The sequence below is a fragment of the Bradyrhizobium sp. 482_C4_N1_8 genome, from assembly GCF_052075965.1.
GTDB lineage: Bacteria > Pseudomonadota > Alphaproteobacteria > Rhizobiales > Xanthobacteraceae > Bradyrhizobium > Bradyrhizobium barranii.
Genome location: NZ_CP197231.1, coordinates 776,644 through 801,971 on the forward strand (window position 1 = coordinate 776,644; position 25,328 = coordinate 801,971).

Consider the following 25,328-nt stretch of genomic DNA (forward strand, 5'->3'; position numbering starts at 1 on the left):
GGCTCAAGCGGAATAAAGCCCCTTGTCCCGCGCCTTCTGGATCGCGAGCGCGGCGATCAGGTCGAGCGTCGGCGTCGACAGGCCGGCGGTGCGGGCGAAGGCGGCGGGCGCCTTCACCAGCACGTCGATCTCCATGGCGCGGCCGAGCTCGTAATCCTGGAGCAGCGACGGCTTGTGGTTGGGGGCGGGGCCGCTGCGCGTCACGCGCTTGACCTCGGGGATGAAGTGCTGCGCGATGTCGTTAGCCTCGTTCAGCATGCGCGGAATGACCTCGGCAAAGGCCGGGTCGTCGCGCACTCCGCGCGCGGTCTGGCCGGTGAGCAGGCACAGCACCGACAGTGACATGTTGGTCAGGAGCTTTGACCAGATCGCCTCGCGGATCTCCGCCACCGGCGGCGATTCCAGCCGAGCATCGTTGAGAACGCCGCGAAGCCTGGTGATGCGCTCGCAATTGCGGTCGTCGCATTCGCCGATCAGCAGGCGGTTGCGGTCCGGCGTCAGGTTCTGCACCACACCGGGCGCGGTCACCTCGTTGGAGGAGAAGACGACGCCGCCGACGATCCGCTCTTTCGGGATGCAAGCGCGCAAGCGCCCGCCGGGGTCGAGGAAGGAAATGTCGGGCGGCGTCGGATGCCGCGGCGGCAGGCCGATGCCGTACCACCAGGGAATACCGTTCTGCGCAAAGACGATCGCGGTGTCGTCATGGAGCAGCGGTTTTATGCTGGCGACCAGGCCCGTCAGCGCGGTCGCCTTGAGCGTGCTGATCACGACGTCCTGCGGGCCGAGCTGGGCCGCATCGCCGGAGGCGTTCACCTTGGCGGTGACCTCGGAATCGCCGACGCGCAGCTTCAGGCCATTGGCGCGGACCGCCTCCAGATGGGCGCCGCGCATCACGCACGAGACCTCATGGCCGGCGCGGGCCAGCCTGACCGCGATATGGCTGCCGACGGCGCCCGCGCCGAAAATGCAGATGCGCATGGTGTGATGTCCCGTCCCTGATCCCGTGATGTCGCCCGGCAGCAGCATGACACAAGCCGCCATGCGATGGACGCGGCCGCCCTACGCCGGAAAGATATGGATCGGGATGAGTTGCCTCAGCCATAGTGGGCGGCAAACAAGATGACCGGAGGATCGCCGATGACTGCCAACCCCGTCCTGTGGACCCTCGATGAGCGTGGGGTTGCGACCGTCACGTTGAACCGGCCTGAAGTGAACAATGCCTATGACGGCGCATTGATCGCAGGCGTGCTCGCGGCCATGGACGATCTCGGCAGGAAGTCCAACCTTCGCGTCGTCGTGCTCCGGGGCAATGGCAAGCATTTCCAGGCCGGCGCCGACCTCAAATGGATCAACGGCGTGCGGCCGCAATCGGCTGAGGCGAACGAGGCGGCGTCGCGGGCGACCTTCGAGGCCGTGCAGCGGCTCAATACCTTGCCAATCCCGACCATCGCGCTGGTACAGGGCGGCTGTTTTGGCGGCGGCACCGGCGTGATTGCCGCTTGCGACGTCGTGATCGCGGCGGACAATGCGCTGTTTTCGATCACGGAGGTGCGCTGGGGGCTGACCGCCGCGATCATCATCCCGCAGCTTTGCGATGCCATTAGTGTACGGCAAGTCCGCCGTTACGCGCTGACAGGCGAACGCTTCGGCGCCGAAGACGCCCGCCGCATCGGCCTCGTCCACGAGGTCGTCCCGCTCGCCGAGCTGGAGGCTGCCGGCGCCAAGGTGGTCGAGCAGCTCCTTGCCAACGGACCGGAGGCGATGGCCGAGACCAAGCGGCTCGCGCTGGAGAGCTCGTTTGGCGGGATGGCGGTGGACGATGCCGCGTACAAGCGGCTCGTGCACCTGCATTCGGTCAAGCGTCAGAGCGCGGAGGCGGCGGAGGGCCTAGCGTCGTTCGCCGAAAAGCGCGCGGGGCGTTGGAGCAACCAAGGGTAGATTTTGCTCCGGCGATGTGCTGGATGGCCACCACTATCGAGAGTGTGGGGGCTGAGAGGTCATGCGTCGGAAGTTCATTCTTGCACTGCCGTTGCTCGTCGCAATCTGGCCCGGTCATGCAAGCTCCGATGACAGCGTCGTCTGCAATGACGAGAAGGTTGCCTCCAACATACGCATCGAGATCTGCACAAGACTGCTCGATCAGGAGAAGAACAAGGAGAGCCGATCCCGACTGCTGGCCCGCCGCGCCGATGCCTATTTTGACAAGGACGACTTCGCACATGCCTTGACCGATTTCGACGAAGCGATTGCAAATCATCCGGGGAATGCTGACGCCTTCATGCATCGCGGTTTCCTGCACTGGTACCGTCTCGAAGATGACGCCGCGTTCAAGGATTTCGATGCGGCGCTCCGGCTTGATCCGGCGCCATCGCGCCTGTTGTCCCGGGGGCGGAGATACGTTTTGCTGCGACAGTTCGATGCTGGGATCGCCGACATGACACGGGCGATCAAGCTCGATCCTCGTTCCGGGGACGCCTATGCGGATCGCGCATGGGCTTACAGCCGGAAAAAGGCATTCGATCTCGCGATCGCGGACTATGACCGGTTGCTCAAGCGTGACCCGAGCGACGGCCGCAGCACGCTGGCGCGTGACAATGTGCGCGCGGCGAAGGGCGCCGGTGTGAAATCCATCGATGAATACGGCCGCATGTTGGTTGCGCGGCTGCAAATCGAAAAGTCCTATCCGCGGCAGGCCGTCAGCGACAGGGTCGAAGGGGTGGCGGAGCTTGCATTCAGCATCACCCGCTGGGGATTGCTCGCGGCGAGCAGCGTGAAAACCAGCTCAGGCTCGGCCATGCTGGATGAGGCGGCGCTCAATACCCTTAGGCAGGCACAACCGTTCCCGCCATTGCCTCCCGGCAGCAGGTCGATCGAGGCCTTCGTGATCTCACTGATCTATCGAAATCAGTCGGAACGTTAGGCGCCTTGAGCTCGGTTGCGATCTCAGCAGCCGCGGCAGATGTTGTTGATGCTGCGATAGACGGCATCGTCGTCCTGCCGCATCTGGCGCATCGATTCGAGCGTCTTGCTTTCCGCGCTCGGCTCCGGCTTGCGCTTGGCGGCCAGCGCGGCTTCCTGACGTTGGTAACACGCTTCGCGCTCCGGCTTGGCCTGTATGAGCCGGCATTGCGCGACCTCGGCGCGGGCCGGGGCCGTACCGCCCATGATGCCGATCGCGATGGCGGCGGCCACGTTTATCCTTGATCCCATCGTCATTCCCCCGAACCACTCATTATCACATAGCAATCCGATACCATCTGCATCGGACCTCTGTCCCAAATCTCGTCGGCGGCGGATCGAGGCGAATCTCCGTAATTCCGCGGGGCCTTCCTTAAGGGTTCAATCATTCCCCGCCATTAGGGTTACGACAATTGTCACGCCATGGTGTCGAATGCACAGACAAGTTTTGGGACTTTGGAAAGCCGGATCGATCGTCGCCGCGGCGGCGGGGCTGCTGGTTCTGCAATCGGCTGCCGCTTCACCGCGATTGATCTCTCTGGCGTTCAATTCCCAGCTGGGGAGCCCGCAGCAAATCGGAGCCGATGAGTTTCGCCAGAAGCTGGTGGCGTCGGCCGGCAAGCGCATCGTGATCGACGAGCGGGCCACCAACGCGCTCGGCAGCGAGAACGCCATCCTGGCGGCGACCCGGGCCGGCTCGGTCGATATGGCGGTGCTGTCGGGGTCTGTGGTCAGTTCGGTCGTCCCCGAACTTGGCGTGTTCGACATTCCCTTCCTGTTCCGCGACACAGCCCACGCGAAGGCCGTGGCGCAAGGTCCGGCCGGCGCGGCGATCGCCACTAAATTCGCCGACAAGGGGCTGACGCTGCTGGCGATCGGCCGACAGGGATTTCGCAACGTCACGAATTCCAAACGGCCGGTTCGCTCGCCCGAGGATATCAAAGGGCTCAAGATTCGCGTCATTCCGAACGAGATCTACCAGATGACGTTCAAGGCGCTCGGCGCCGAAGTGGTCCCGATGGAATTTCCGCTGGTCTATACCGCGCTGAAGGACGGCCGGCTCGATGGGCAGGAAAATCCGGTGCCGACCATCGCCGGCTCCCGGCTCTACGAAGTCCAGAAATACCTCACGCTGACCGGTCACTTCTTCGCGCCGATCGCATTCGTCGCCAACCGTGCCATGTTCGAACAGCTTCCGCCGGCCGACCAGGCCATGCTGATCGCGCTGGCGAAGGAGGGAGCGGAGGCGACCTGGCAGGCGAAGCTCGATGCCGCGTCGCTCGAGCAGGTGCGTAGCGGCGGCATGGACGTCATCGAGACATTCGATCGCCAGCCGTTCGTCGACGCGGTCAAACCGCTCGATCAGGAATTCGAGAAGCGGTTCGGCAAGGATCTGCTCGCCGCCATCCGCTCCACCCGTTGAAGAATTTCGGATTTGCCATGAAATTATCGCACATGATGTCCCGCGTCGGCGTTCGTCCGCGCGTGTTCGGCGGCTTCGCGCTGGTTCTCAGCTTTCTGGTCCTGCTCGGGGGCTTCGCCATGGTCCAGGTCGAGCGGATCGGCGGAACGGTCAATGAGCTCGTGACCAGCGCTGCCGGCGACGCCGGCATGTCACAGGCGCGGGCCGCGCTTCTGGAGGCGAACTCGGCGGTCGAGAAATTCATCCGAACCTGGAATGTCGGCGACAAGGATGCCGCGGCCAAGGCGATCGACGGCGTCGGCAAACTGGCCGATCAGGTCGACCGGCAGTTCGGCAAGCTGCAAGCGATCGCGGAAGGCATCGGCCCGGTCAAGACCGCGCTGGAAACCTATCGCTCGTCGTTCACCGCGGCAGCGGAGGCGGCGGATCGGCTGCGCGCCGCGACCACGAAAACCGACGCCCAGGGTGCAGCCGCCGGCCTCAATGTCAGCGGCATTCAGGTTGCGCTCGCCAACCGGTCCGAAGACGCGGAACGGCTGGTCAACCCGATGCGTCTGGCCGGCGTCGTTGACGCACTGCGGATCACCGTGATGCGCTATGGCTCCACTTTGTCGACGGGCGATGCCGACGACGCCAAGCAGGCCTTGTCCTACGCCCAGCTGGCGATCGCGGACACCGAGGCTGAGCTGGCGGGGGCGAACGACGCCAAACTGAAGGCGCTGATCGCCGCGCTCAAGACCGCGATCACTGCCGACGCGGCCGCGCTGGACGAGGTCATCAAGGTGGCCGCCGATCTGCGCGCCAGGCAGGCCGAATTGAAGAAGGCCAGTGCGGCCATCGACGACCACGTCAACAAGATCAACGCGAAGCTCGGCACTGTGCGCGCCGAGCAGGGCGACAAGACCGCGGCAGCGGTCGATCAGACCAAGCAGACCGTCATCGCGACCGCGACCGGCGCGCTGCTGCTGGGAGCGGTGCTGGCGTGGTTGATCGGCGCCAGCGTGTCCGGTCCGATTCGCAGCATGACCGACCGGATGCAATCGCTGGCGGCGGGCGAGCTCGATGAGCCGATCCCCGGCGGCGACTCGCGCGACGAAATCGGCCGCATGGCGCGCGCCGTCGAGGTGTTCCGCGAAAACGCGCTGGCGGTTCGCCGCATGGAAGGCGAGGCGACGGCACAGCGCGAAGCCAGCGAGGCTGACCGCGCCCGCATGATGTCGGATCTTGCCGGCCGCTTCGAGCAGGGCATGCAGGGAGTCATTTCCGGTGTCGGCGGCCGTGCCGACGACATGGGGCGCAGCGCCGAGGAGTTGGCAAAGGTCGCCGAACGCGGACGCGGGCTCGCCGAAGCGGTCGCGACCCGCGCCGAGCAGGCATCGATGAATGTGCAGACCGTCGCCTCCGCCACCCAGCAACTCGCGGCCTCGATCCGTGAAATCTCGAGCCAGGTGCACCGCTCCGTCGCGGTCTCGAACAGGGCGACCGACGAGACCAACCGCACCTCAGAATTGATGCATGGGCTGTCGGATGCGGCTGAGAAGATCGGCACCATCATTCAGCTGATTCAGGCCATCGCCAGCCAGACCAATTTGCTGGCGCTGAACGCGACCATCGAAGCGGCGCGCGCCGGCGACGCCGGCCGGGGCTTCGCGATCGTCGCCAGCGAGGTCAAGAGTCTCGCCACCCAAACGGCGCAGGCGACCGAGCAGATCGCCAGCCAGATCGCGACGATCCAGAGTGCGACCGGCCAATCGGTTCAGGCGATCAGGCAGTTCGGCTCCACCGTCAAGGAAATGGCCGACATCGCCACGGCGATTGCCGCGGCCGTCGAAGAGCAGGGCGCGGCCACGGGCGAAATCGCGCGCAACGTCGAAGAGGCGGCCAACGGCACCTCGGCGGTGACGCAGGAAATCGGGCAGGTGCGCGCCGTGGCAGGCGAGACCGACGCCGGCGCCGAAGCCGCCCTGACGGTCGCAGCCGCCCTGAAGCAGCAGGCGGATTCGATGAGGTCGAACGTCGACGATTTCCTCCACACCATCCGCTCGGCGGCCTGAACCCCGGGAAAACCGGGGACGCCACGGGGGCGAACGAGGCGGCCTTACAGCACCGGTAGCAGCGCGCTCTTCAATTCGCGCAAGAGCGCCTGCACCGCGGCGGCGTTGCGCCGCCGCTCGGGGATCGCGGCCTTGACCCACAGCTCGGGAATTGGAAAGTCGCGCAGCACCGGCTTGAGCGTACCGTCGCGCAGGGCATCCGCCACGAGATAATGGGAGATCAGCGCGATGCCGTTGCCGGCGATCGCGCTGCGCGCCAGCACATGGCCCTCGTTGGAGGAGAGCAGCGGGCTGACCTGGATGCTGATGCGCCCGCGCGGGCCGTCGAAGATCCACTCCGGTCCCGTCGGCAGGAAGCTGAGGCAGCGATGGTCGACAAGGTCGCGCGGGTGCTTTGGCGCGCCGTGCTTCTTCAAATAGGCCGGTGAGGCGCAGAGCAGCCGCTTCAGCGGACACAGCGGCTCGTCGACCACACCGCCGAAGGAATGAGGGAAGGCGCCGATGGCGATGTCAAAGCCTTCGGTGACGGGATCGACCGGGCGGTCGATCAGCACGATCTCGAGTTTCAATCGCGGGTTCTGCGTCTGGAAGGCGCTGAAGGCGTCGGCAAGGCGCGCCACGGTGAGCGAGGTCGGCGCCTTGATGCGGAGGTGATCGACGAGATCGTGTCCCTTCTCGCCCATCCGCGAGAGCAGGTCGGTGGCATCGGCGACGACACTGCGGGCGCGATGCACATAGCGCTGGCCGGCTTCCGTCAGGCGTAATTGCCGGGTCGAGCGATGGAACAGCGGCGCGCCGATCCGCGCCTCCAGTTGCGTGACGCGCTTGGCCACGACCGAGGTCGAGACATTGAGCTTGCGCGCGGCGGCGGAGAATCCGGCCGTATCCGCGGTGGCGAGGAAGGCCTGAAGGTTCACCAGGATGTCCATGTCGACCTTTCTCGATTCGAGAAAGCTGATCGCGTATTTTGGTGGATTGTAGCTCGCCCTGCGTTAATTCATAGTCGGCTTCAAGCAAGAGATTTTGGGAGCGGACGCGCATGCGGGCCATGATGATCGAAGAACCGGCACGCCAGGTGCCGCTCTACGGCGAATATGAAGTCGTCGTTCTCGGCGGCGGACCCGCCGGCATCGTGGCGGCGGCGTCAGCGGCGCGCGCGGGACGAAAGACGCTGCTGATCGAGCGCTACGGCTTCCTCGGCGGCATGGGCACGGCTGCCGGCGTCACCAATTTCTGCGGCCTGCATGGCAATGTCTACGGCCAGGCCCACCGGCTGGTACAGGGCATGGCGTCCGATCTGCTGGCGCGGATCGATCATTTGAACGGCCTCAACGCACCGCACCTGATCCTCGGCAAGGTCTTCGCCCAGGCCTATGACACCGCGGCCTACAAGATCGCGGCCGACGAGCTGCTCGCCAGCCACAAGGTGCACATCCTCTTCCATGCGCTCGGTGCCGGCGTCGTGATGGGCGACAACTGCCGCATCGATGCGCTGATGGTCGAGACCAAGGCCGGACGGCAGGCCGTCCGCGCCGAGATCTTTATCGACTGCTCCGGCGACGGCGACCTCGCGGTCTGGGCCGGGGCGCCCTTCGAGCTCGGTGACGAGCACGGCCATCCGATGTACCCCTCGATGATGCTCCGCCTCAACGGCATCGATCCCGAGAAGGCTGGCGATGCCTGGCGCACCATCCCGCAATTGATGGAGAAGGCGATCGCCGCCGGCACCCACACATTCCCGCGCAAGAGCGCAATCGTGCGGCCGCAGAAATCAGGCATCGAATGGCGGGTGAATTTCACCCAAGTGGCGCGTGAGGACGGCCATGCCATCAACGGCATCGAGCCCGACGACCTCACCCGCGGCGAGATCGAGGGCCGCAAGCAGGCGCTGGCCGCATTCGAGTTCCTGCGCAGCACCGTGCCGGGCTTCGAAAAGTCCTACATCGTCGATTTGCCGCCGCAGCTCGGTATCCGCGAGACCCGCCGCATCAAGGGCGGCTACCAGCTCAGCGGCGAGGATGTGCTCGGCTGCGCCTCGTTCGCGGATTCCATCGGCGTCAATGGCTGGCCGATCGAGGCCCATGTTCCCGGCGACGTCGTCTTCACGTTCCCGCCAATCCCGGAATCGCGCGGCTATAACGAGCTGCCTTACCGGATGCTGGTGCCCGAGGGCGTCGACAATCTCCTCGTCGCCGGCCGCTGCGCCTCGATGACCCATGAGGGCCAGTCGGCGGCGCGGGTGTCCGGTGCCTGTTTCGTGATGGGGGAGGCCGCCGGTTCCGCCGCGGCGCTCGCGCTCTCAGGAAACCGCATCCCGCGCGATATCCCCATTGAAAAATTACAGGAAACGTTGAAACAACAGGGCGCCTTCATCGGGCGGGACCAGCCCGTGCCTGAAGGTTTGTGACGGTTGTAACATTACGACCGAGAGAACGACGACGGAGGAGACGGAATGATCGGGATTGCGCGGCTCGCACTGGCTGGCCTGATGGCGATCACAGCGATGGGCACGGCCCGGGCCGAAGACGCGCTGAAGGCCAGGGTCGGCGTGCTCCGCCTGTCGTCGTCCGCGCCCGTCTTCATTGCGCAGGACAAGGGCTATTTCCGCGAGGCCGGTCTCGACGTCGAGCTGAAGTTCTTCGATGCGGCGCAGCCGATCGCGGTGGCGACCACATCGGGCGACGTCGATTTCGGCGTCACCGCATTCACCGCCGGTCTCTACAATCTCGCCGGCAAGGGCACGCTGAAAGTGATCGGCGGCATGAGCCGAGAGAAGGCCGGTTATCCCCTGATCGGCTATTTCGCCAGCAACAACGCCTATGCCGCCGGGCTGAAGACGCCGAAGGACCTCGCGGGCAAGCGCGTAGCCGTGACGCAGGTTGGCTCGTCCTTCCACTATTCGCTGGGGCTGCTCGCCGACAAATACGGTTTCAAGCTCGCCGACGTGAAGATCGTGCCGCTGCAATCGCTGTCGAACGCGGCCGCCGCCTTGAAGGGCGAGACGGTCGATGCGGCGCTGCTGCCGATCTCCACCGCGCGAAAGCTGATGGACGAAGGCGGCGCGAAGTTTTTGGGATGGGTCGGCGACGAGACGCCGTGGCAGCTCGGCGCAGTGTTCGCTTCGCCGAAGACGCTGACCAACAAGGTGCTGGTGACGAAATTTCTCGGCGTGCTCGCGAAAGCCGACCGCGAATATCACGACGTCATCCTCGCAGCCATGAAGGACGGCGTCGCCCCCATCAACGACAAGACCAGGCCGCTGCTGGAGATCATCGCCAAATACACCAATTTGCCGGTCGAGCAGGTGGTCGGCAATTGCGCCTATATCGATCCCGACGGCAAGCTGGACGTCAAGAACGTCGACAACCAGATCAAATGGCTCCAAGAGCAGGGATTCGCGGACAAGGGCTTTGATGTGAACACGATCATTGCCAAGGATTTTGTGAAGGCGGATTGAGAGTAGAACGCAGCTTATGGACCTGATCGCCAACCACATCAGCCATCGCTTCGGTGACCTCGCCGTGCTCGACGACGTTTCCTTCACCGTCGGTGCCGGCGAGGTGGTGGCGATCGTCGGGCCTTCGGGATGTGGCAAAAGCACGCTGCTGTCGATTCTCGGCGGACTGTTGCAGCCATCGTCGGGCGCGCCCGAGCTGCGCGGATCGCCGCCGGCGGACAGTCTCAATCCGCTGACCTTCGTGTTCCAGGATTTCGCGCTGCTGCCCTGGGCGACGGTGGAGGAGAATGTCGAATTCCCGCTGCTGCATACCCAGCTCTCGGCCGTGCAGCGCCGCGCGCTGGTCGACGATGCCCTGCGCCGCACCGGCTTGACCGATTTTCGCACAACCTATCCGAAGCAGCTTTCCGGCGGCATGCGCCAGCGCGTCGGCATTTCGCGCGCGCTTGCGGTCAAGCCCGCCATCCTGCTGATGGACGAGCCGCTGTCGGCGCTGGATTCGCAGACCCGCGAACTTTTGATGGAAGACTTCGTCCGCCTGCTCGCCGATGGCGGCATGGGCGCAGTCTATGTCACCCACAATCTCGAGGAAGCCGCACGGCTCGCCGACCGCATCGTGGTGCTGTCGCGGCGGCCGGGCCGTATTCGCGAAGTCGTGGCCGTACCGATGACGCGCACCGAGCGCGGCGAGATCGCTGCGCGTGAAAAGCTGCTGGCGCTTCAGAACCAGATCTGGTCGCTGATCCGCAACGAGGCGATCGACGCCGAGCGCGAGGTCCAGCATGCTTGATCGCGCGGGGACGTCTGCGAAGGACGACACGACGCGGCGCGTCCGTTTTCGCGGCGCCGGCTTCGTGCCCGCCAGCAGCCGCTTCGGCGGCTGGATCGCGCTCGCCCTCGTCATCGCGATCTGGCAGGCGGCCGGCAGCGCCGGGCTCGTCAATCCGCTGTTCCTGCCGGCGCCGGCTGCGATCGCGCGCGCGATCTACGAGCTCGCGATGTCAGGCGCGCTGTGGCAGCATCTGTCGGCCTCGATCCTGCGCATCGGCGTCGGCTGGGTGCTGGGAACGGCGGCCGGCGTCGCGGTCGGCTTCGCCATCGGCCTGTCGCGGCTTGCGCGCAGCGTCGGCATCACCTTCATCTCGGCGCTGTTCCCGATCCCGAAGATCGCACTTCTGCCATTGCTCATTCTCTGGCTCGGCATCGGCGAAGAGCCGAAGATCGCGACCATTGCGCTCGGCGTGTTCTTCTCGACCGCAATCTCGGTCTATAGCGGCGTCGATGCGGTGCCGCGCAACCTCATCCGCATGGCGCAGAGTTTCAACGTTCCCTTCGCCACCATCGTGCGCAAGGTGATCTGGCCCGGCGCGCTGCCCGCCATCCTCGCCGGCTTCCGCATCACCGCGTCTGTCGCACTGCTGCTCGTCGTCAGTGCCGAGATGATCGGCGCCCAGTATGGCATCGGCGCCTTCGTGCTTCAGGCCGGCAATCTGATGCAGACGGACCAGCTGCTCGCGGGCGTGGTGATCCTGTCGGTGTTCGGGCTTGTGGTGGGGAAGGTGATCGGCTGGCTGGAGACGCGGTTGCTGCACTGGCGGTAGCCGCAACCCGCGCGACTGCAGGGTGGGCAAAGCGTAAGCGTACCCACCATCTCTTCATCAGTCGCTGAAGTGTGGTGGGCACGGCGCAAGGGCGCCTTTGCCCACCCTACGAAACCGGCGGCTCACGCATTCCCGCGATCTTCCCGAAACAGATCCAGCTTCTGCTGCACCGGGCGATCCGAGAAGCTGAACAGCACGGCGTCGTCTTCGGCTTCGTGCGTCACCCACTGCCAGCTCGGCACCACGAACAGATCGCGCGGGCCCCATTCGAAAACGGCATCGCCAATCCGGCTGCGTCCTTTGCCCTCGATCGGACAGAACACCGTCGCATCGGTCGCGCGGTAGCGTGCGGTCTTGAAACCCTTCGGCAGCAACTGGATGAAGGTGCCGATGGTCGGCATTGCGAAATCGCCGGTCTCGGGATTGCTGAATTTCAGCTTCAATCCGTGGCAGGCGTCCCACTCCTGGCTCGCGCGTGCCTTCTCCAGCGCCTCGCGGGTGTAGGCATAGGGATAGCTGAAGATCGGAGAGGTCTTGGACGATCGCTTCACGTCGACCGGTAGCAGATTGTGGCCGTAGCGCGCAAAGCTGTCGCCGGCGGGCTTTGTGATCCTCTGCTGGTCGTCCTTGGAACCTTCCGCAAAGGAGCAGTCGAAGAACTGCACCAGCGGGATGTCGAGGCCGTCGAGCCAGAACATCGGCTGGTCGGTCTCGTTGGAATGATCGTGCCAGGTCATCGACGGCGTGATGATGAAATCGCCGGGCTCCATCGCGGTGCGCTCGCCGTCGACCGCGGTGTGAGCGCCCTTGCCTTCGAGCACGAAGCGCAGCGCCGACTGGCTGTGGCGGTGTGCGGGCGCGACGTCGCCGGGCACCACCATCTGCACGCCGGCATAGAGCGAGGTCGTGATTTTCGACTGGCCGCGCAGGCCGGGGTTCTCCAGCACCAGCACGCGCCGCTCGGCTTCCTTGGCCGTGATCAGTCGGCCTGCTTCCGTCATGTAGTCGCGGATGACGTCGAATTTCCACAGATGCGGCCGGCAGGCGCTCCTCGGCTCCGGCGTGATCAAATCGCTCATCACCGTCCACAACGCGGTGAGGTTTTCGCCGTCAATCTTCTTGTAGAAGGCCTCGCGTTCCGGCGTCTTGGTCACGGCTTCCATGGTGCGGCTCCCGTTCGTTTTGTTGATTGACAGTATACTGACGATCTAGGTAGCGTCAACGTGACGAACGGCCTACAAAGCCGCTGTCATTCCGGGGCGCGCCGAAAGGCGCGAGGCCTGAATCCATACTCCCGATCGTGGTTATGGATTCCGGGCTCGACGCTAACGCGTCGCCCCGGAATGACGAACAAAATATAGGGAGGGTTCCGATGAAGCTGCACGGCTATTTCCGCTCCAGCGCCGCCTATCGGGTGCGGATCGCGCTGAACCTCAAGGGCCTCGGCGCCCAGCACCTGCCGCATCATCTTCGCAAGGGCGAGCAATGTGCGCCCGCCTATCTCGCCATCAATCCGCAAGGGCTGGTGCCGACGCTGGAGAACGATGCGGGAGCGGTGCTGACCCAATCGGTCGCCATCATCGAATGGCTCGACGAGACGCATCCCAATCCGCCGCTGCTGCCGAAGGATCCGCTGCGGCGCGCGAAGGTGAGGGCGTTCGCGCTGGCGATCGCCTGCGACACCCACCCGGTGCAGAATTTGAAGGTGCTGGCGCGGCTGCGCGAGCTTGGGCTCGCCGAGGAGAAGGTCCAGGACTGGGCGGCGTGGGTCAACCGCGAGGGGCTGTCGGCCTGCGAGACGCTGATCAGGGACGAGCCGGGGCCGTTCTGCTTCGGCGATGCGCCGACGCTCGCCGATCTCTGCCTGGTGCCGCAGCTCGCCAATGCCCGCCGCTTCGGCGTCGATGTGTCGACCTATCCGCGGCTGCTGAAGGCGGAGGCTGCGGCAAAGGCGCTGCCGGCCTTCGCAAACGCCGCGCCGGAGAAGCAGCCCGATGCCGAGTAAGCCCGCCCCTCCGATCACGATCGACGCGGTCTATGCCGCGCCGGGCTATCTGTTCCGGCGCATGCAGCAGATCGCAGTCTCGATCTTCATGGAGGAGTGCAAGGCGTTCGATCTCACGCCGGTGCAATATGCGGCGCTGATCGCGATTCACACCCACCCCGGCATCGACGCGACACGGCTGTCGGCGGTGATCGCCTTCGACCGCTCCACCCTCGGCAGCGTGATCGAGCGGCTGCAGGCCAAGGATTTTATCGAACGCAAGCCGGCACCCGAAGACAAGCGGATCAAGCTGCTCTATCTGACGAAATCGGGCGCCGCGATCCTGCGCGAGATCATCCCCGCCGTCGAGCGCGCCCAGGCGCGGATGCTGGAGCCGCTGAAACCCGCCGACCGCAAGGCGCTGATGGGGCTTTTGGTGCAGCTCGTCGACCTCAACAACGAGGCCTCGCGCGTGCCGCTGCGCGCGGAGGACGCGCTGGAGCATATGGGGAAGGCGGGGTGAGCGGGATGGTCGGCGGATGCGGTGACGCTGTCGCCTTTATCTCCGCTGTCATTCCCCGCGAAAGCGGGGAATCCAGTACGCCGCGGCTTCTCGGTTCAATCACAACCGCCTCGGAATACTGGATCGCCCGCTTTCGCGGGCGATGACAGCGAGTTTGGGATTGCTACATCCGCAACAACGCCTGCCGGTCAATCTTCCCAGTCCCCGTCTTCGGCAGCTCGTCGATGAAGATCACCTCGCGCGGATACTTGTAGGGAAGCAGCTTGCCCTTGACGTAATCCTGCAGCCGCCGCGTCGCCTCATTCTGATCGGTCGCGCGGTTGTTCATCACCACGACCGCCTTCAGCGTCATGCGCCGGTCCGGCAGCTCGGCGGCGAACACGGCGCATTCGCGGATGTCGGGGTGGTCGGCGAGGCACAGCTCGACTTCGAGCGGGTAGACCCACTGGCCTGAGATCTTGATGAGGTCGTCGGCACGGCCGCGGAAGAAGTGGAAGCCGTCGGCATCGCGCACGAAACGGTCGCCGGTGTAGATCCAGCCGCCCTCGCGGATGGTCTCGGCGGATTTGTCCGGCCGGTTCCAGTACAGCGGCGTGTTGGAACCGCCGCGCACCCACAAGATGCCTTCCTCGTCGTCGGCGACGTCGCGGCCGTCCTTGTCGCGCAGTGCGACCTCGTAGCCTGGCACGCGCAGGCCGGCGGCGCCGAGCTTCTTCTGTTCGGGGCGGTTGGAGAGGTAGATGTGCAGCACCTCGGTCGAGCCGAGGCCTTCGACGATTTCGAGGCCGGTGAGCGTCTTCCAGCCGTTGAAGACGTCCGCAGACAGGACCTCGGCCGCCGAAAGCGACATGCGCAGCGACGAGAAGTTGGTCTTGTCTGCCCCCTCCGCCTTGGTCAGTGAGGTGTACAGCGTCGGCAGGCCGAAGAAGACCGTCGGCTTGTATTGCTCGATCGCGGCAAAGATCGATGCAGGCTTCGGCTGGCCCGGCAGCAGCAGCGTCGCGGCACCCGCGGAGAACGGGAAGGTGACGGAGTTGCCGAAACCGTAGGCGAAGAAGATCTTCGGCACCGAGAAGCAGATGTCGCCGGGCGTCAGCTTCAGCACGTTCTGCGCAAAGGCGGCATCGCTGTAGGCCATGTCGTGCTGGAGATGCACGATGCCCTTGGGCCGGCCGGTCGAGCCGGAGGAGTACATCCAGAACGCCATCTCGTCGCGATGGGTGTCCGCTTCCGCGAGCTCGGCCGGGAACTGCGCGAGCCAGCCTGGCGCCGCGATCGCAGCAGGCGCGGCGTGGGCGCGCGCTTCGCCGTTGACGACGATCAGCGTGCGCAGGCAGGTCGCCGCGCAGGCCTCCGCATCGAAGCGCGTCGCGAATTCGGCATCCGCCACCGCGACCGCGGCGCCGGAATCGGCGAGATAGAATTGCAGCAGGTCCGGCGGCGTCAGCGTGTTGATCAGGAGCGGCACGAAGCCGGCGCGCACCGCGCCGAAGAATGCGGCCGGATAGGCCGGGGTATCGTCGAGGAACAGCAGCACGCGGTCGCCGCGCTTCAGGCCAAGCGACGCGAAACCGTTGCCCCAGCGGCAAGTTTCCGCGCAAAGCTCGGAATAGCTGCGGGTCCCCGCGGGTCCGATCAGCGCAGGCTTGTCGCCGCGGCCCTTGGCGAGCTGGTCGAACAGCACGCGGCTGGCATTGTAGGTTTGCGGAATGGCAAAGCCGATTTCACGGGCGCCCGGGCCGTCAGCGGGCACCTGGTCGCGGATCTCGCTGCTCATGCGGCATCTCCGCCGTTCTTCTCGGCCTCGTAGCGCGTCATGAAGGCGGGCGACATCGCGCGCAGCCGGGGGTCGTCGATACGGCCGGAGCGGGTGATGTAGCTGTAGGCGAAGTCCATCAGGCCGAGCTGCATGTGCTGGGCGAAGTGCTCGTACCAGAAGGCCGAGGTGCGCGCGGCATTGACGAGCTTCTGCACCACCGGTTTTCGCGCGGCCTGATAACGGTGCAGCGCGGTCGACAGATGCGCATCCGACTCCAGCGCCTTGACCAGCGCAATGGCGTCCTCGATCGCGAGCCGCGTCCCCGAGCCGATGGAGAAATGCGCCGAGTGCAGGGCGTCGCCGAGCAGCACCATGTTCTTGAACGACCAGTGCTCGTTCCAGACCCAGGGAAAGTTGCGCCAGACCGACTTGTTGGAGACCAGGCAGTGGCCGCCCAGCGTGTCGGCAAAGACCTCCTCGCAGACGCCCTTGCACTGCTCGGCATCCTTGTAGGCGAAGCCATAGGCCTGCCATGTCGCGTGGTCGCATTCGACCAGGAAGGTGCTCATGGTCGGGGAGTAGCGATAGTGATGGGCATTGAAGGCGCCGCGGTCCGTCTTCACGAAGGTCTGCGACAGCGTGTCGAAGCGTTTCGAGGTCCCGTACCAGACGAACTTGTTGGAGGAGTAGGACAGCGACGTGCCGAAATCGCCCTCATAGGCGCGCCGCACCAGCGAATTCAGCCCGTCGGCCGCGACGATCAGGTCGTGGCCGTTGAGCTGGTCGATGGCGTGGATCTGCGTGTCGAAGCGCGGCGTGACGCCGGCGTCGAGCGCGCGCTGCTGGAGGAACTGCAGGAGCTCCAGCCTGCCGATCGAGGAGAAGCCGACGCCGTCGATGGCGACGCTGTCGCCGTGAAGGTTCAGCGTGATGTTCTCCCAGCTCTCCATATGCGGCGCGATCGCATCGACCGTTTCGGGGTCGTCGGCGCGCAGGAATTCCAGGGCCTGATCGGAGAACACGACGCCAAAGCCCCAGGTCGCGTCGGCCGGGTTCTGTTCGAACAGGTCGACTTGATCCTCGGGATGACGCTTCTTCCAGAGATAGGCGAAATAGAGCCCACCGGGCCCCCCGCCAATCACGGCGATCCGCAACGTCTGCCTCCCTAATTGACAGTATACTTACTATCTAGGGGTAGACTAATGTGCTCCGGCTTTCCACGCCAGCGGAATTATCGAAGGCGAGGCGCGCCGAAGCTTACTCCCGGACACGCGTCTGGCGCGTGTCCGAAGCAGTGACGTTGCGAACCATAACCAAACCGCGCGGGCTTGGCCATCCGGGGTCAGACGCAGCGCTTCACGTAGACGCCGTTCACCAGCACCCTGGTACAGCGGACCGCGGGAACCGGCTTGCGCACCACGACGGCCGCATTCGGCCCGGCACAGCCGGCGCGGTAGACGCCCCGGGCGCACACCACCGCGTTGGCATCGGTAGACTCAAAGGTCATGCTCGCGCCGAAGGCGAGGAGCGCGGCAGCAATAAGCAGAAATGAACGCATGTCTTTCTCCCGGTCTTGTCGTGATCGAAATCGGTTACTTGCAAAGGGTTTGTCGCGGCCGGCGCGCGAAAATTCATTCGCGCGCGCCCGATCGTGGTCGCGCGCTTGGCGCGCAATCCCGCGCCGCTTATCGCGCCGCGAATGGCGCCAGCACTTCCTTGCAGGCGGGCGACAGTGATGCGGCATTGCTGGAGATGCATTGCACGATGCGGCCCCCGCCCGGCGCGACGCCGGCGCAGAGCGTGCGGATGTCGGCACCGCAGGCCGAGCGCACGATGAACAGTTCTTCGCGCGGCCGTAGCGGGCGCAGAACGATCACGGCCGGCGCCGCCGCCGGTGCTGCTGCCGCAGGAGCTGCGCCCGCAGGTGCTGCTGTCGCAGCAGCGCTGCCGCCACCGGTTGCGGCGCTCACCGCCTTCTCACAGGCCGGCGAAACCTTGGCCTTGTTCTTCTCGAGGCATTCGAGGGCGGGGGCGCCGCCCGGCGGCACGCTGGCGCACACCTTGGGATAATCGGCGCGGCACGCGCTCTTGACCGCGGCAATCTGCGTGCTGCTCGGCTGCTTTGACGCTGCCGCTTTCGGAGCGGCTGCGGCGGCGGGCTTCGCCCCGGCGGCGGGGGCCGCTTCGGTCTTTGCCGGTTCAGATTTGGCGGGCGCAGCTTCAGTCTTCGGCGCCGCAGCGGGCTCGACCGCGCGAACCGCGGTCTGGCATCCCGATGACAGGCTGGACATGTTCTTCTGGAGACATTGATACGCCTCCGCGCCACCGGGCGTGACGCTCGCGCAGTGTGCCATGAAGTCCGAGCGGCATGCGGAACGGATGGCGCTCTTCTGAGCCTCGGTCGGCGCTTGCGCGAATGCGCCTGTTGCAGTTGCGAAGAGCGTTGCCGCCAGCAGCGCGCGACGCGTTGACGCGTGTTTCAACGTGTTGAACATTTGGGTAAATTCCCTGCCCTGTCGGTCACGCCGACGATTTTTAAATGTAATGCAAGCAATCATTGCGGGTGATGCCGCGTGCAGCATCATTGGCTGCCTCGGCCTCTACCGCAAGTAGATTATACGGGCGCAATTGCGACGTAACCAGAGCATGATCCGGAAAAGTGTGCCGCGGCTTTCCCTCGCGACAAACGCGGAACGCGTTGGCGCGGAGATCATGCTCAAACAATACGGCGTCAGAGCTTGACCATGCGCTTGCCGCGGTTCTCTCCCGCCAGCAATCCGATCAGCGCCTTCGGCGTATTCTCCAATCCGTCGATGATGTCCTCCTGCACCTTCAGCTTGCCGGATGCGACCCAGCCCTGGAGGTCGGCGAGCGCGCGCTGGCTCTCCTTCATGTAGTCCATCACGATGAAGCCCTGCATGACGAGCCGCTTCACCACGATCAGGCCGGGCACGCCGCGCGGGCCGTGCGCGGCAGGTGCGCCGTCATATTGCGAGATCGCGCCGCAGCAGGCGATGCGGCCGTAATTGTTCATCTGCGGCAGGCAGGCTTCCAGAATGTCGCCGCCGACATTGTCGAAATAGACGTCGATGCCTTTTGGCGCCGCCGCGCGCAGGGCCTTGAACACCGCGCCGTCCTTGTAGTCGACGGCGGCATCGAAGCCGAGCTCGGAGGTCAGCCAGTTGCACTTGTCTGCGCCGCCGGCGATGCCGACCACGCGACATCCCCTGATCTTGGCGATCTGCCCGACGATCGAGCCGACGGAGCCGGCCGCCGCGGACACCACGACGGTCTCGCCCTCTTTGGGCTTGCCGATCTCCAGCAGGCCGAAATAGGCGGTGAGGCCGGCGATGCCGAACACGCTGAGCAGATGCGTCATCGGTTCGAGCTTCGGCATTTTCGTGAGATGCTTTGCCGGCACCGCGGCAAACTCCTGCCAGCCGGTGTCGCCGAACACGATGTCGCCGGCAGCCAGCCCCGGCGCCTTCGAGCTGACGACCTCAGCGATGCCGCCGCCGGCCATCACGCTGTTGGCCTCGACCGCGGAACGATAGGTCGCGCCATGCATCCAGGCGCGGTTGGCGGCGTCGAGCGAGATGTAACGCACCTGCAGCAAGGCCTCGCCGTCCTTCGGCTCCGGCATCGCACCCTCGACCATCTTGAAGTGCTCGGCACCGAGCTTGCCGCTGGGCTTTTCGACCAGAAGAATCTGGCGATTGATGCTGCTGCTCATGGCGTTTCCTCTTCGTTTGCTTGACGATTATGGATGCAGCCGCCGCAAAGAAAACGTGCAAGCCGCATTCGTTGTGCGCTGCATGAAGGCTAGATCGCGCCGACCCGTTTCGCAACGGGAACATCAGGCCATCGCGCGAGCACGCCAAGCGTGTTGCGTCGTCGTCATATCTGCGACATCATGAAGCGCCGGTGTAGGTGGGGGTAAGCGATGTCGAACAAGTTTACGCAATACATTCTGGCCGCGATGGTGCTGGGCATCGTCATGGGGGCGGCGATCTTCAACTTCCTGCCTGACACCAGAGCCGAATGGGCTTCCTCCATCAACCTGATCGCCATGATGTTCCTGCGCCTGATCAAGATGATCATCGCGCCGCTGGTGTTTGCGACGCTGGTCGGTGGCATCGCGCATATGGGCAGCGGCTCGCGGCTCGGGCGCATCTTCGCCAAGACCATGGGCTGGTTCGTCAGCGCGTCCTTCGTGTCGCTGCTGCTCGGCCTCGTCATGGTCAATCTGCTCCAGCCCGGCGCGAACTTCCCCGGCACGCTGCCGCAGGCGGGGCAATCGACCGGCTTGCCGGTCTCGGCCTTCTCGATCGAAAAATTCCTGACCCATCTGATCCCGACCTCGATCGCCGACGCCATGGCGCAGAACGAGATCCTGCAGATCGTGATCTTCGCCGTGTTCTTCTCGGTGGCGATGGGCTCGATGCCCGAACGGTCGAAGCCGATCCTGGCAATGATCGACGACGTCGCTCACATCATGCTCAAGGTGACGAGCTATGTGATGCTGTTCGCCCCGCTCGCGGTATGGGCCGCCATCACGGCCACTGTCGCCAAGAACGGCCTCGGCGTGCTGTGGAAGCTCATCGTCTTCATGGGTGGCTTCTATCTCGCGCTTGGGATCCTGTGGGTCATCCTGATGATCGTCGGCTTTGTGGTGATCGGGCCGCGATACAGCCATCTGCTGAAGCTGATCCGCGAACCCCTGATGATCGCGTTCTCCACCGCGAGCTCGGAAGCGGCCTATCCGAAGACGCTGGAGGGGCTGACCAAGTTCGGCGCGTCGTCGCGGATCTCGAGCTTCGTGCTGCCGCTCGGTTACTCCTTCAATCTCGACGGCACGATGATGTACTGCACCTTCGCGAGCATCTTCATCGCGCAGACCTACCACATCGAGATGTCGCTCGCGACGCAGCTGGCGATGCTCGCGACGTTGATGATCACCTCCAAGGGCGTTGCCGGCGTACCGCGCGCATCCCTCGTGGTGATCGCCTCGACGCTGTCGCAGTTCGGCATCCCCGAGGCAGGCCTGCTGATGATCATGGGCATTGACACGTTCCTCGACATGGGACGCAGCGCCACCAATGTCATCGGCAATTCGCTCGCGACCGCCGTGGTCGCGAAGTGGGAAGGTGAGCTCGGGCCCGAGCACGAGCTCGGACCCGGCGAAGCGACGACGCCGGACATGGTTCCGGGCGAACTGCCCGCGATGGCCGGCCATTGACGGGAGTGCATCATGCGCCTTTCAACGGCGATATCGGGTGGCCTGTTGCTGGCGGCGTGCCTGCTGGCAACCGGCGCCTCCGCCCAGACCGGCGGCAGCGAAGGGCTTAGCCCGACGCTGTCGGCCATCAAGAACAGGCACACCGTGCGGCTCGGCTATCGCGAGAGCTCGCCGCCGTTCTCCTTCCTCGACCAGTCAGGCCGCCCGATCGGCTACAGCCTCGAACTCTGCGAGGCCATCGTCGAGGAGATCGGCGTCGAGGTCGACGATCCCGATCTGAAGATCGACTACGTCAAGGTCACCTCGGACGACCGCATCGACGCCGTGCTCCAGAACAAGATCGACCTGGAATGCGGTTCGACCACGGCCAATGCCGAGCGGGGCAAGCGCGTCGCGTTCTCGCCTTTGATGTTCGTCGCCGGCACCAAGCTGATGGTGCCGAAGGCATCAAAGGTCCAGTCGTTGACCGACCTGAAGGGCAAGACCGTGGTGGTGACGAAGGGCACCACCAACGAGCAGGCGATCCAGGCGGCCGACAAGAAGTCCTCGCTCGGCCTCAACATCGTCACCTCGCCGGATCACGAGCAGTCCTACCAGATGCTCGTCGACGGCAAGGCCGACGCGTTTGCAACCGACGACATCCTGCTCTCCGGCCTGATCGCTCGCCATAAGGCGCAGGACAAGTTCCGCGTCACCGGCGATTACCTGTCCTATGACCCCTACGGCATCATGTTCAGGAAGGGTGAGCCTCAGCTGACGGCGGTGGTCGACCGCACCTTCCGCAAGCTCGGCTCCAATCGCGATCTCGTTCCTCTCTACAACAAATGGTTCACCGCGCGGCTGCCCACCGGCGAACGCCTGAACGTGCCGATCTCCCTGCAGCTGGAGGAAGCCTTCAAGGCGATGGACGATTCCGCGAGCGCGAATAATTGAGCGCTTACTTCCTTCTCCCCTTGTGGGAGAAGGTGGCGCGAAGCGCCGGATGAGGGGGCTCTATCCGCACGTTAAATCTACGTTGAGGAGAGAGACCCCTCACCCGTCTCGCCGCTACGCGGCGAGCCACCCTCTCCCACAAGGGGAGAGGGGACGCAGCGCACTTTGTCGCAAGAGTTCGATCAACGTTATGCCCCAAACACCCGATCCAGCGCCGCATCGTACGTCGCCTGCACCAGCTCCGGATGCAGCTTCGCCAGCGCTTCCATCATCACGCCGGAATTGATTTCCAGCACCCGCCACTCGCCATCGACACGGACCACGTCAATCGATGCGAAGGCGATGTCGATGGCGCTCGCGGCATCGGTCGCGAGCTTCACGCAGGCCGTTCGAACCTTGTCGTCCTCCAGCAGCACCGGCTTTGCGCCGGCATCGAGGTTGTGTCGCCAATCCGACCCACGCTGCTTGCTGTAGACGACGAGTGGCACATCATCGAGCAGGATCACGCGCACCTCTTGCTCGATCGCGACATAGGGCGAGATCACGAGTCCGGCGCTCATCGAAAAGACCTCGGCGGCCGCGTGGTCGAGTTCCGCCTCTGTCGTCACCTTGAACACCGCGCGCCCCGATGTTCCCTCGTTCGGCTTCACCACCACGCCTTGCGGATGGTCGTGAAGCAGCTCGAGCATTGCGTCTCGCCAATTGGGACCAACAACGTTCTTGCCCAGCTTTGGGTTGAGGAAGAGGCGATGGGGAACGCATCGTACGCCCTCAAGCGCCAGCACCTCGGCAGTGGCCGATTTGTCGTTGGCGAGACGGTGCGCGATGGCGCTGTTGAGACCGATGTCGTAGCCGAACGCGAAGTGGCGCTTCGCGCGGCTGCGCATCGCGAGCAGCCAGCCGCCGGCGCGGACATCGAGCGCGATGCCATGGGTCGCGCAATAGCGCCTGATCGCCTGGACGAAGATCCGCTCGCCGCTTGCCATGTGTTCAGTCGTTCCTGTCGCCAAAAGCCGCAAAAATGCGGGAAACGGCGCCAAACCGGGGTGAAAGTCAGAGCTATTCTTAATGAAATTCTCGCGAGCGCGACGGAAATTAAGTGCTGCAATCAGGCCCTGAAGGGAAAAGAAATTGCCCGCCGCGCATGCCCGGCAGCAGATTCATTAATGATGTGGCCATTTCCGCCGCAAATGCCGGTTTGAGCGGCATCAATTGCATCCGGAACGAGGTTGATTATTGGCCTCAATGGCGTAGATCACACACGCGAAATCCTCCGCCATGGCAATGGTGTCCGCCCCGCTTTCAGGGGCCGGGCAATGCTTTTGCCCTAAAACCGCAATTATTCGGAATATCGAAAATCATGAGCGCGTTTTACCGAGAGAAGGTTCTTTCCGTCCAGCACTGGACCGACACGCTGTTCAGCTTCCGCGCCACGCGCGACACCGGCTTTCGCTTCCAGAACGGCCAGTTCGCCATGATCGGCCTCGAGGTCGATGGCCGTCCGCTGCTGCGCGCCTACAGCATGGCGAGCGCCAACCACGAGGAAGAGCTCGAGTTCTTCTCGATCAAGGTTCAGGACGGTCCGCTGACCTCGCGCCTGCAGAAGATCAAGGAAGGCGACACCATCCTGGTCGGCCGCAAGGCGACCGGCACGCTGATCACCGACAACCTCATTCCCGGCAAGCGGCTGATGCTGCTCTCGACCGGCACCGGTCTCGCGCCCTTCGCCAGCCTGATCAAGGACCCCGAGGTCTACGACCAGTTCGACAGCATCGTGCTGGTGCATGGCTGCCGCCAGGTCTCCGAGCTTGCCTATGGCGAGAAGCTGGTTGCTTCCTTGCGCGAGGACGAGCTGTTCGGGGAGCTGCTGGCGGACAAGCTGATCTACTATCCGACCGTGACCCGCGAGCCGTTCAAGAACCGCGGCCGCATCACCGACCTCATCAACTCCGAGCAGATCTTCAACGATATCGGACAGGGCCCGCTCGACATCGAAACCGACCGCATCATGATGTGCGGCAGCCCGGCGATGCTGGAAGAGCTGAAGGTGATGTTCGAAGGCCGCGATTTCATCGAGGGAAGCGGCAACAAGCCCGGCCATTTCGTGATCGAGAAGGCGTTCGTCGAGCGGTAAGCCGCTCGTTTTCTGAGCGACGCCTTTAGCCACAACATCGGTGTCGTCCCGGGGCGCGCGACTTGTCCGCCGTAGCTCGAAGAGCGAAGGCGTAAGCGCGAGCCCGGGACCCATAACCACAGGACGTGGTTTGGCGACGGCTAGTGGCTATCAGCTCGCTCCATAACCTCTCCCTGTGGTTATGGGTCCCCGCGTGCGCGGGGACGACAGTTGAGAGTTTGGCTGGCATCTCGCCTCACACTCGCTAGGCCATCCACGTCCCTCACCCTCCTCCCCCGACTTTGTTATTGGCGCGTCTCGCGCGCCCCTTGTTATAAGCTCGCGCCAAAATCTCGCCGCGATGTTGCAATGCGAGAGCTGGGGAGCTGCGCAAATCTTGTCTGTGATCGACCATGGTTCGCCGAAACCGACCGCCTTCGTGCTGGCGGGCGGCGGCAGCTTCGGGGCGATCCAGGTCGGGATGATGCATTCGCTGGCGAGCCACGGGGTCGTCGCCGATCTCGTGGTCGGCTCCAGTGTCGGCGCGATCAACGGCGCCTATTATGCCGGCGATCCCTCGCTCAAGGGCGTGCTGGGGCTGGAAGCGGTCTGGCGCGGCCTGAAGCGTCATGATGTCTTCCCGGTCACCTGGAAGAGCCTCGCCGGATTCATGTGGCGGCGCGATTTCCTGATTCCCCATGACGGCATCCGCAAGCTGGTCGAGGACCACATCCCCTATCGCAACCTCGAGGATGCCGCGCTTCCGGTGCACATCGTCACCACCGATTTCGTCTCCGGAGAGAGCGTGGTGTTGTCGGAGGGGGCGACGGTGGACGCGATCCTGGCGTCCACTGCGATCCCCGGCGCGTTCTCGCCGGTCTACTACCGCAATCGGTTCCTCGCCGACGGTGCGATCTCCTCAAACACCCCGGTCCGGGTCGCGATCAAGAAAGGCGCAAAACGGCTGGTCGTGCTGCCGACCGGGCACGCCTGCGCGGTGAAGGATCCGCCGGTGGGCGCGGTTGCCAATGCCCTGCATGCGCTGACGCTGCTGATCGCCCGGCAATTGGTGGCGGAGCTCGAGGGGGTGGCGTCCGACATCGAATATGTCGTGGTGCCGCCGCTCTGTCCGCTGGTGGGATCGCCCTACGATTTTTCGCGGACCGACGACCATATCGAGCGTGCGGTCGCGAGCACCGATGCCTGGCTGGCGCGAGGCGGCCTCGAGCAGCACGGCGTCATTCCGCACGAGGCGCAGCCTCATGGTCACTGATTTGTCATTTC

At 64.6% G+C, this 25,328-nt stretch carries 24 protein-coding genes; 14 read left to right on the forward strand and 10 right to left on the reverse strand.

Annotation, left to right across the window (positions count from 1 at the left end; translation table 11 throughout):
• Positions 1–3: 3 nt before the first annotated feature.
• Positions 4–978: a 2-dehydropantoate 2-reductase gene (locus tag AB7Z56_RS03655; protein WP_063986031.1), complete on the reverse strand. Its 975-nt coding sequence runs from the start codon at positions 976–978 to the stop codon at positions 4–6.
• A 159-nt stretch (positions 979–1,137) separates the two neighbouring features.
• On the opposite strand from AB7Z56_RS03655, the gene AB7Z56_RS03660 reads away from it, so the two are divergent.
• Complete coding sequence (locus tag AB7Z56_RS03660; protein WP_063980674.1) at positions 1,138–1,938, forward strand: enoyl-CoA hydratase-related protein; 801 nt, start codon at positions 1,138–1,140, stop codon at positions 1,936–1,938.
• 61 nt (positions 1,939–1,999) lie between these two features.
• Complete coding sequence (locus tag AB7Z56_RS03665) at positions 2,000–2,920, forward strand: TonB family protein (protein WP_063980675.1); 921 nt, start codon at positions 2,000–2,002, stop codon at positions 2,918–2,920.
• Positions 2,921–2,943: 23 nt separating this feature from the next.
• On the opposite strand, the gene AB7Z56_RS03670 is transcribed toward AB7Z56_RS03665, so the two are convergent.
• Entirely contained in the window at positions 2,944–3,192 is a 249-nt protein-coding gene (locus AB7Z56_RS03670) for a hypothetical protein (RefSeq protein ID WP_231143801.1), read from the reverse strand.
• Positions 3,193–3,391: 199 nt separating this feature from the next.
• Between AB7Z56_RS03670 and AB7Z56_RS03675 the strand changes: the two genes are divergently transcribed.
• Positions 3,392–4,381, forward strand: coding sequence for a TRAP transporter substrate-binding protein (locus tag AB7Z56_RS03675; RefSeq protein ID WP_231145451.1), 990 nt, complete (start codon positions 3,392–3,394; stop codon positions 4,379–4,381).
• 17 nt (positions 4,382–4,398) lie between these two features.
• A complete protein-coding gene (locus AB7Z56_RS03680; protein ID WP_441256165.1) occupies positions 4,399–6,435 on the forward strand; it encodes a methyl-accepting chemotaxis protein in 2,037 nt (678 codons plus the stop codon).
• A 44-nt stretch (positions 6,436–6,479) separates the two neighbouring features.
• Here AB7Z56_RS03680 and AB7Z56_RS03685 read toward each other — a convergent pair whose 3' ends face one another.
• Positions 6,480–7,364: a LysR family transcriptional regulator gene (locus tag AB7Z56_RS03685; protein ID WP_063980677.1), complete on the reverse strand. Its 885-nt coding sequence runs from the start codon at positions 7,362–7,364 to the stop codon at positions 6,480–6,482.
• A 110-nt stretch (positions 7,365–7,474) separates the two neighbouring features.
• Here AB7Z56_RS03685 and AB7Z56_RS03690 point away from each other — a divergent pair, with 110 nt between their 5' ends.
• From AB7Z56_RS03690 to AB7Z56_RS03705, 4 genes are read left to right on the forward strand one after another with little or no spacing between them, the layout of a single operon-like run.
• Entirely contained in the window at positions 7,475–8,842 is a 1,368-nt protein-coding gene (locus AB7Z56_RS03690; protein WP_063980678.1) for an FAD-dependent oxidoreductase, read from the forward strand.
• Between the two features lie 45 nt (positions 8,843–8,887).
• Positions 8,888–9,892, forward strand: coding sequence for an ABC transporter substrate-binding protein (locus tag AB7Z56_RS03695; RefSeq protein WP_063980679.1), 1,005 nt, complete (start codon positions 8,888–8,890; stop codon positions 9,890–9,892).
• Between the two features lie 16 nt (positions 9,893–9,908).
• Entirely contained in the window at positions 9,909–10,682 is a 774-nt protein-coding gene (locus AB7Z56_RS03700; protein WP_063980680.1) for an ABC transporter ATP-binding protein, read from the forward strand.
• On the forward strand, positions 10,675–11,493 hold the full coding sequence (locus AB7Z56_RS03705) for an ABC transporter permease (RefSeq protein ID WP_063980681.1): 819 nt from the start codon (positions 10,675–10,677) through the stop codon (positions 11,491–11,493). The genes AB7Z56_RS03700 and AB7Z56_RS03705 overlap by 8 nt, the downstream gene beginning before the upstream one ends.
• 122 nt (positions 11,494–11,615) lie before the next feature.
• Here AB7Z56_RS03705 and gtdA read toward each other — a convergent pair whose 3' ends face one another.
• Positions 11,616–12,656 (reverse strand): gentisate 1,2-dioxygenase, encoded by a 1,041-nt coding sequence (gtdA, locus tag AB7Z56_RS03710; protein ID WP_063980682.1) that lies wholly within the window; start codon positions 12,654–12,656, stop codon positions 11,616–11,618.
• Between the two features lie 209 nt (positions 12,657–12,865).
• Here gtdA and maiA point away from each other — a divergent pair, with 209 nt between their 5' ends.
• Both maiA and AB7Z56_RS03720 read left to right on the forward strand, forming a co-directional pair.
• A complete protein-coding gene (gene maiA, locus AB7Z56_RS03715; protein ID WP_063980683.1) occupies positions 12,866–13,498 on the forward strand; it encodes a maleylacetoacetate isomerase in 633 nt (210 codons plus the stop codon).
• Positions 13,488–14,000 (forward strand): MarR family winged helix-turn-helix transcriptional regulator, encoded by a 513-nt coding sequence (locus AB7Z56_RS03720; protein WP_063980684.1) that lies wholly within the window; start codon positions 13,488–13,490, stop codon positions 13,998–14,000. Before maiA ends, AB7Z56_RS03720 begins: the two co-directional genes overlap by 11 nt.
• A 163-nt stretch (positions 14,001–14,163) precedes the next feature.
• On the opposite strand, the gene AB7Z56_RS03725 is transcribed toward AB7Z56_RS03720, so the two are convergent.
• From AB7Z56_RS03725 to AB7Z56_RS03745, 5 genes are all read right to left on the reverse strand, one after another.
• Complete coding sequence (locus AB7Z56_RS03725) at positions 14,164–15,777, reverse strand: benzoate-CoA ligase family protein (RefSeq protein ID WP_063980685.1); 1,614 nt, start codon at positions 15,775–15,777, stop codon at positions 14,164–14,166.
• Positions 15,774–16,913, reverse strand: coding sequence for an FAD-dependent monooxygenase (locus AB7Z56_RS03730; RefSeq protein ID WP_063980686.1), 1,140 nt, complete (start codon positions 16,911–16,913; stop codon positions 15,774–15,776). Before AB7Z56_RS03730 ends, AB7Z56_RS03725 begins: the two co-directional genes overlap by 4 nt.
• 188 nt (positions 16,914–17,101) lie before the next feature.
• Positions 17,102–17,317, reverse strand: coding sequence for a hypothetical protein (locus AB7Z56_RS03735; RefSeq protein ID WP_028148322.1), 216 nt, complete (start codon positions 17,315–17,317; stop codon positions 17,102–17,104).
• 127 nt (positions 17,318–17,444) lie between these two features.
• Entirely contained in the window at positions 17,445–18,254 is an 810-nt protein-coding gene (locus AB7Z56_RS03740; protein WP_063980687.1) for a cysteine rich repeat-containing protein, read from the reverse strand.
• Positions 18,255–18,490: 236 nt separating this feature from the next.
• Positions 18,491–19,492, reverse strand: coding sequence for an NADP-dependent oxidoreductase (locus tag AB7Z56_RS03745; RefSeq protein WP_063980688.1), 1,002 nt, complete (start codon positions 19,490–19,492; stop codon positions 18,491–18,493).
• 210 nt (positions 19,493–19,702) lie between these two features.
• On the opposite strand from AB7Z56_RS03745, the gene AB7Z56_RS03750 reads away from it, so the two are divergent.
• Positions 19,703–20,998 carry a dicarboxylate/amino acid:cation symporter gene (locus tag AB7Z56_RS03750; RefSeq protein WP_063980689.1) on the forward strand — a complete coding sequence of 432 codons (1,296 nt, stop codon included), beginning with the start codon at positions 19,703–19,705 and terminating at the stop codon, positions 20,996–20,998.
• Between the two features lie 12 nt (positions 20,999–21,010).
• Positions 21,011–21,931 carry an amino acid ABC transporter substrate-binding protein gene (locus AB7Z56_RS03755; RefSeq protein ID WP_063980690.1) on the forward strand — a complete coding sequence of 307 codons (921 nt, stop codon included), beginning with the start codon at positions 21,011–21,013 and terminating at the stop codon, positions 21,929–21,931.
• 188 nt (positions 21,932–22,119) lie between these two features.
• Here the strand turns inward: AB7Z56_RS03755 and AB7Z56_RS03760 are convergent, their stop codons facing one another.
• Complete coding sequence (locus AB7Z56_RS03760; RefSeq protein ID WP_231143805.1) at positions 22,120–22,917, reverse strand: ATP-grasp domain-containing protein; 798 nt, start codon at positions 22,915–22,917, stop codon at positions 22,120–22,122.
• 374 nt (positions 22,918–23,291) lie between these two features.
• On the opposite strand from AB7Z56_RS03760, the gene AB7Z56_RS03765 reads away from it, so the two are divergent.
• Together AB7Z56_RS03765 and AB7Z56_RS03770 are read left to right on the forward strand one after the other, a co-directional pair.
• The gene (locus AB7Z56_RS03765) at positions 23,292–24,065 is read left to right on the forward strand and encodes a ferredoxin--NADP reductase (protein ID WP_014490313.1); all 774 of its coding nucleotides are present in this window, start codon (positions 23,292–23,294) and stop codon (positions 24,063–24,065) included.
• A 340-nt stretch (positions 24,066–24,405) separates the two neighbouring features.
• Positions 24,406–25,317, forward strand: a complete 912-nt coding sequence (locus AB7Z56_RS03770) for a patatin-like phospholipase family protein (RefSeq protein ID WP_187387907.1) — start codon at positions 24,406–24,408, stop codon at positions 25,315–25,317.
• Positions 25,318–25,328 lie beyond the last annotated feature (11 nt).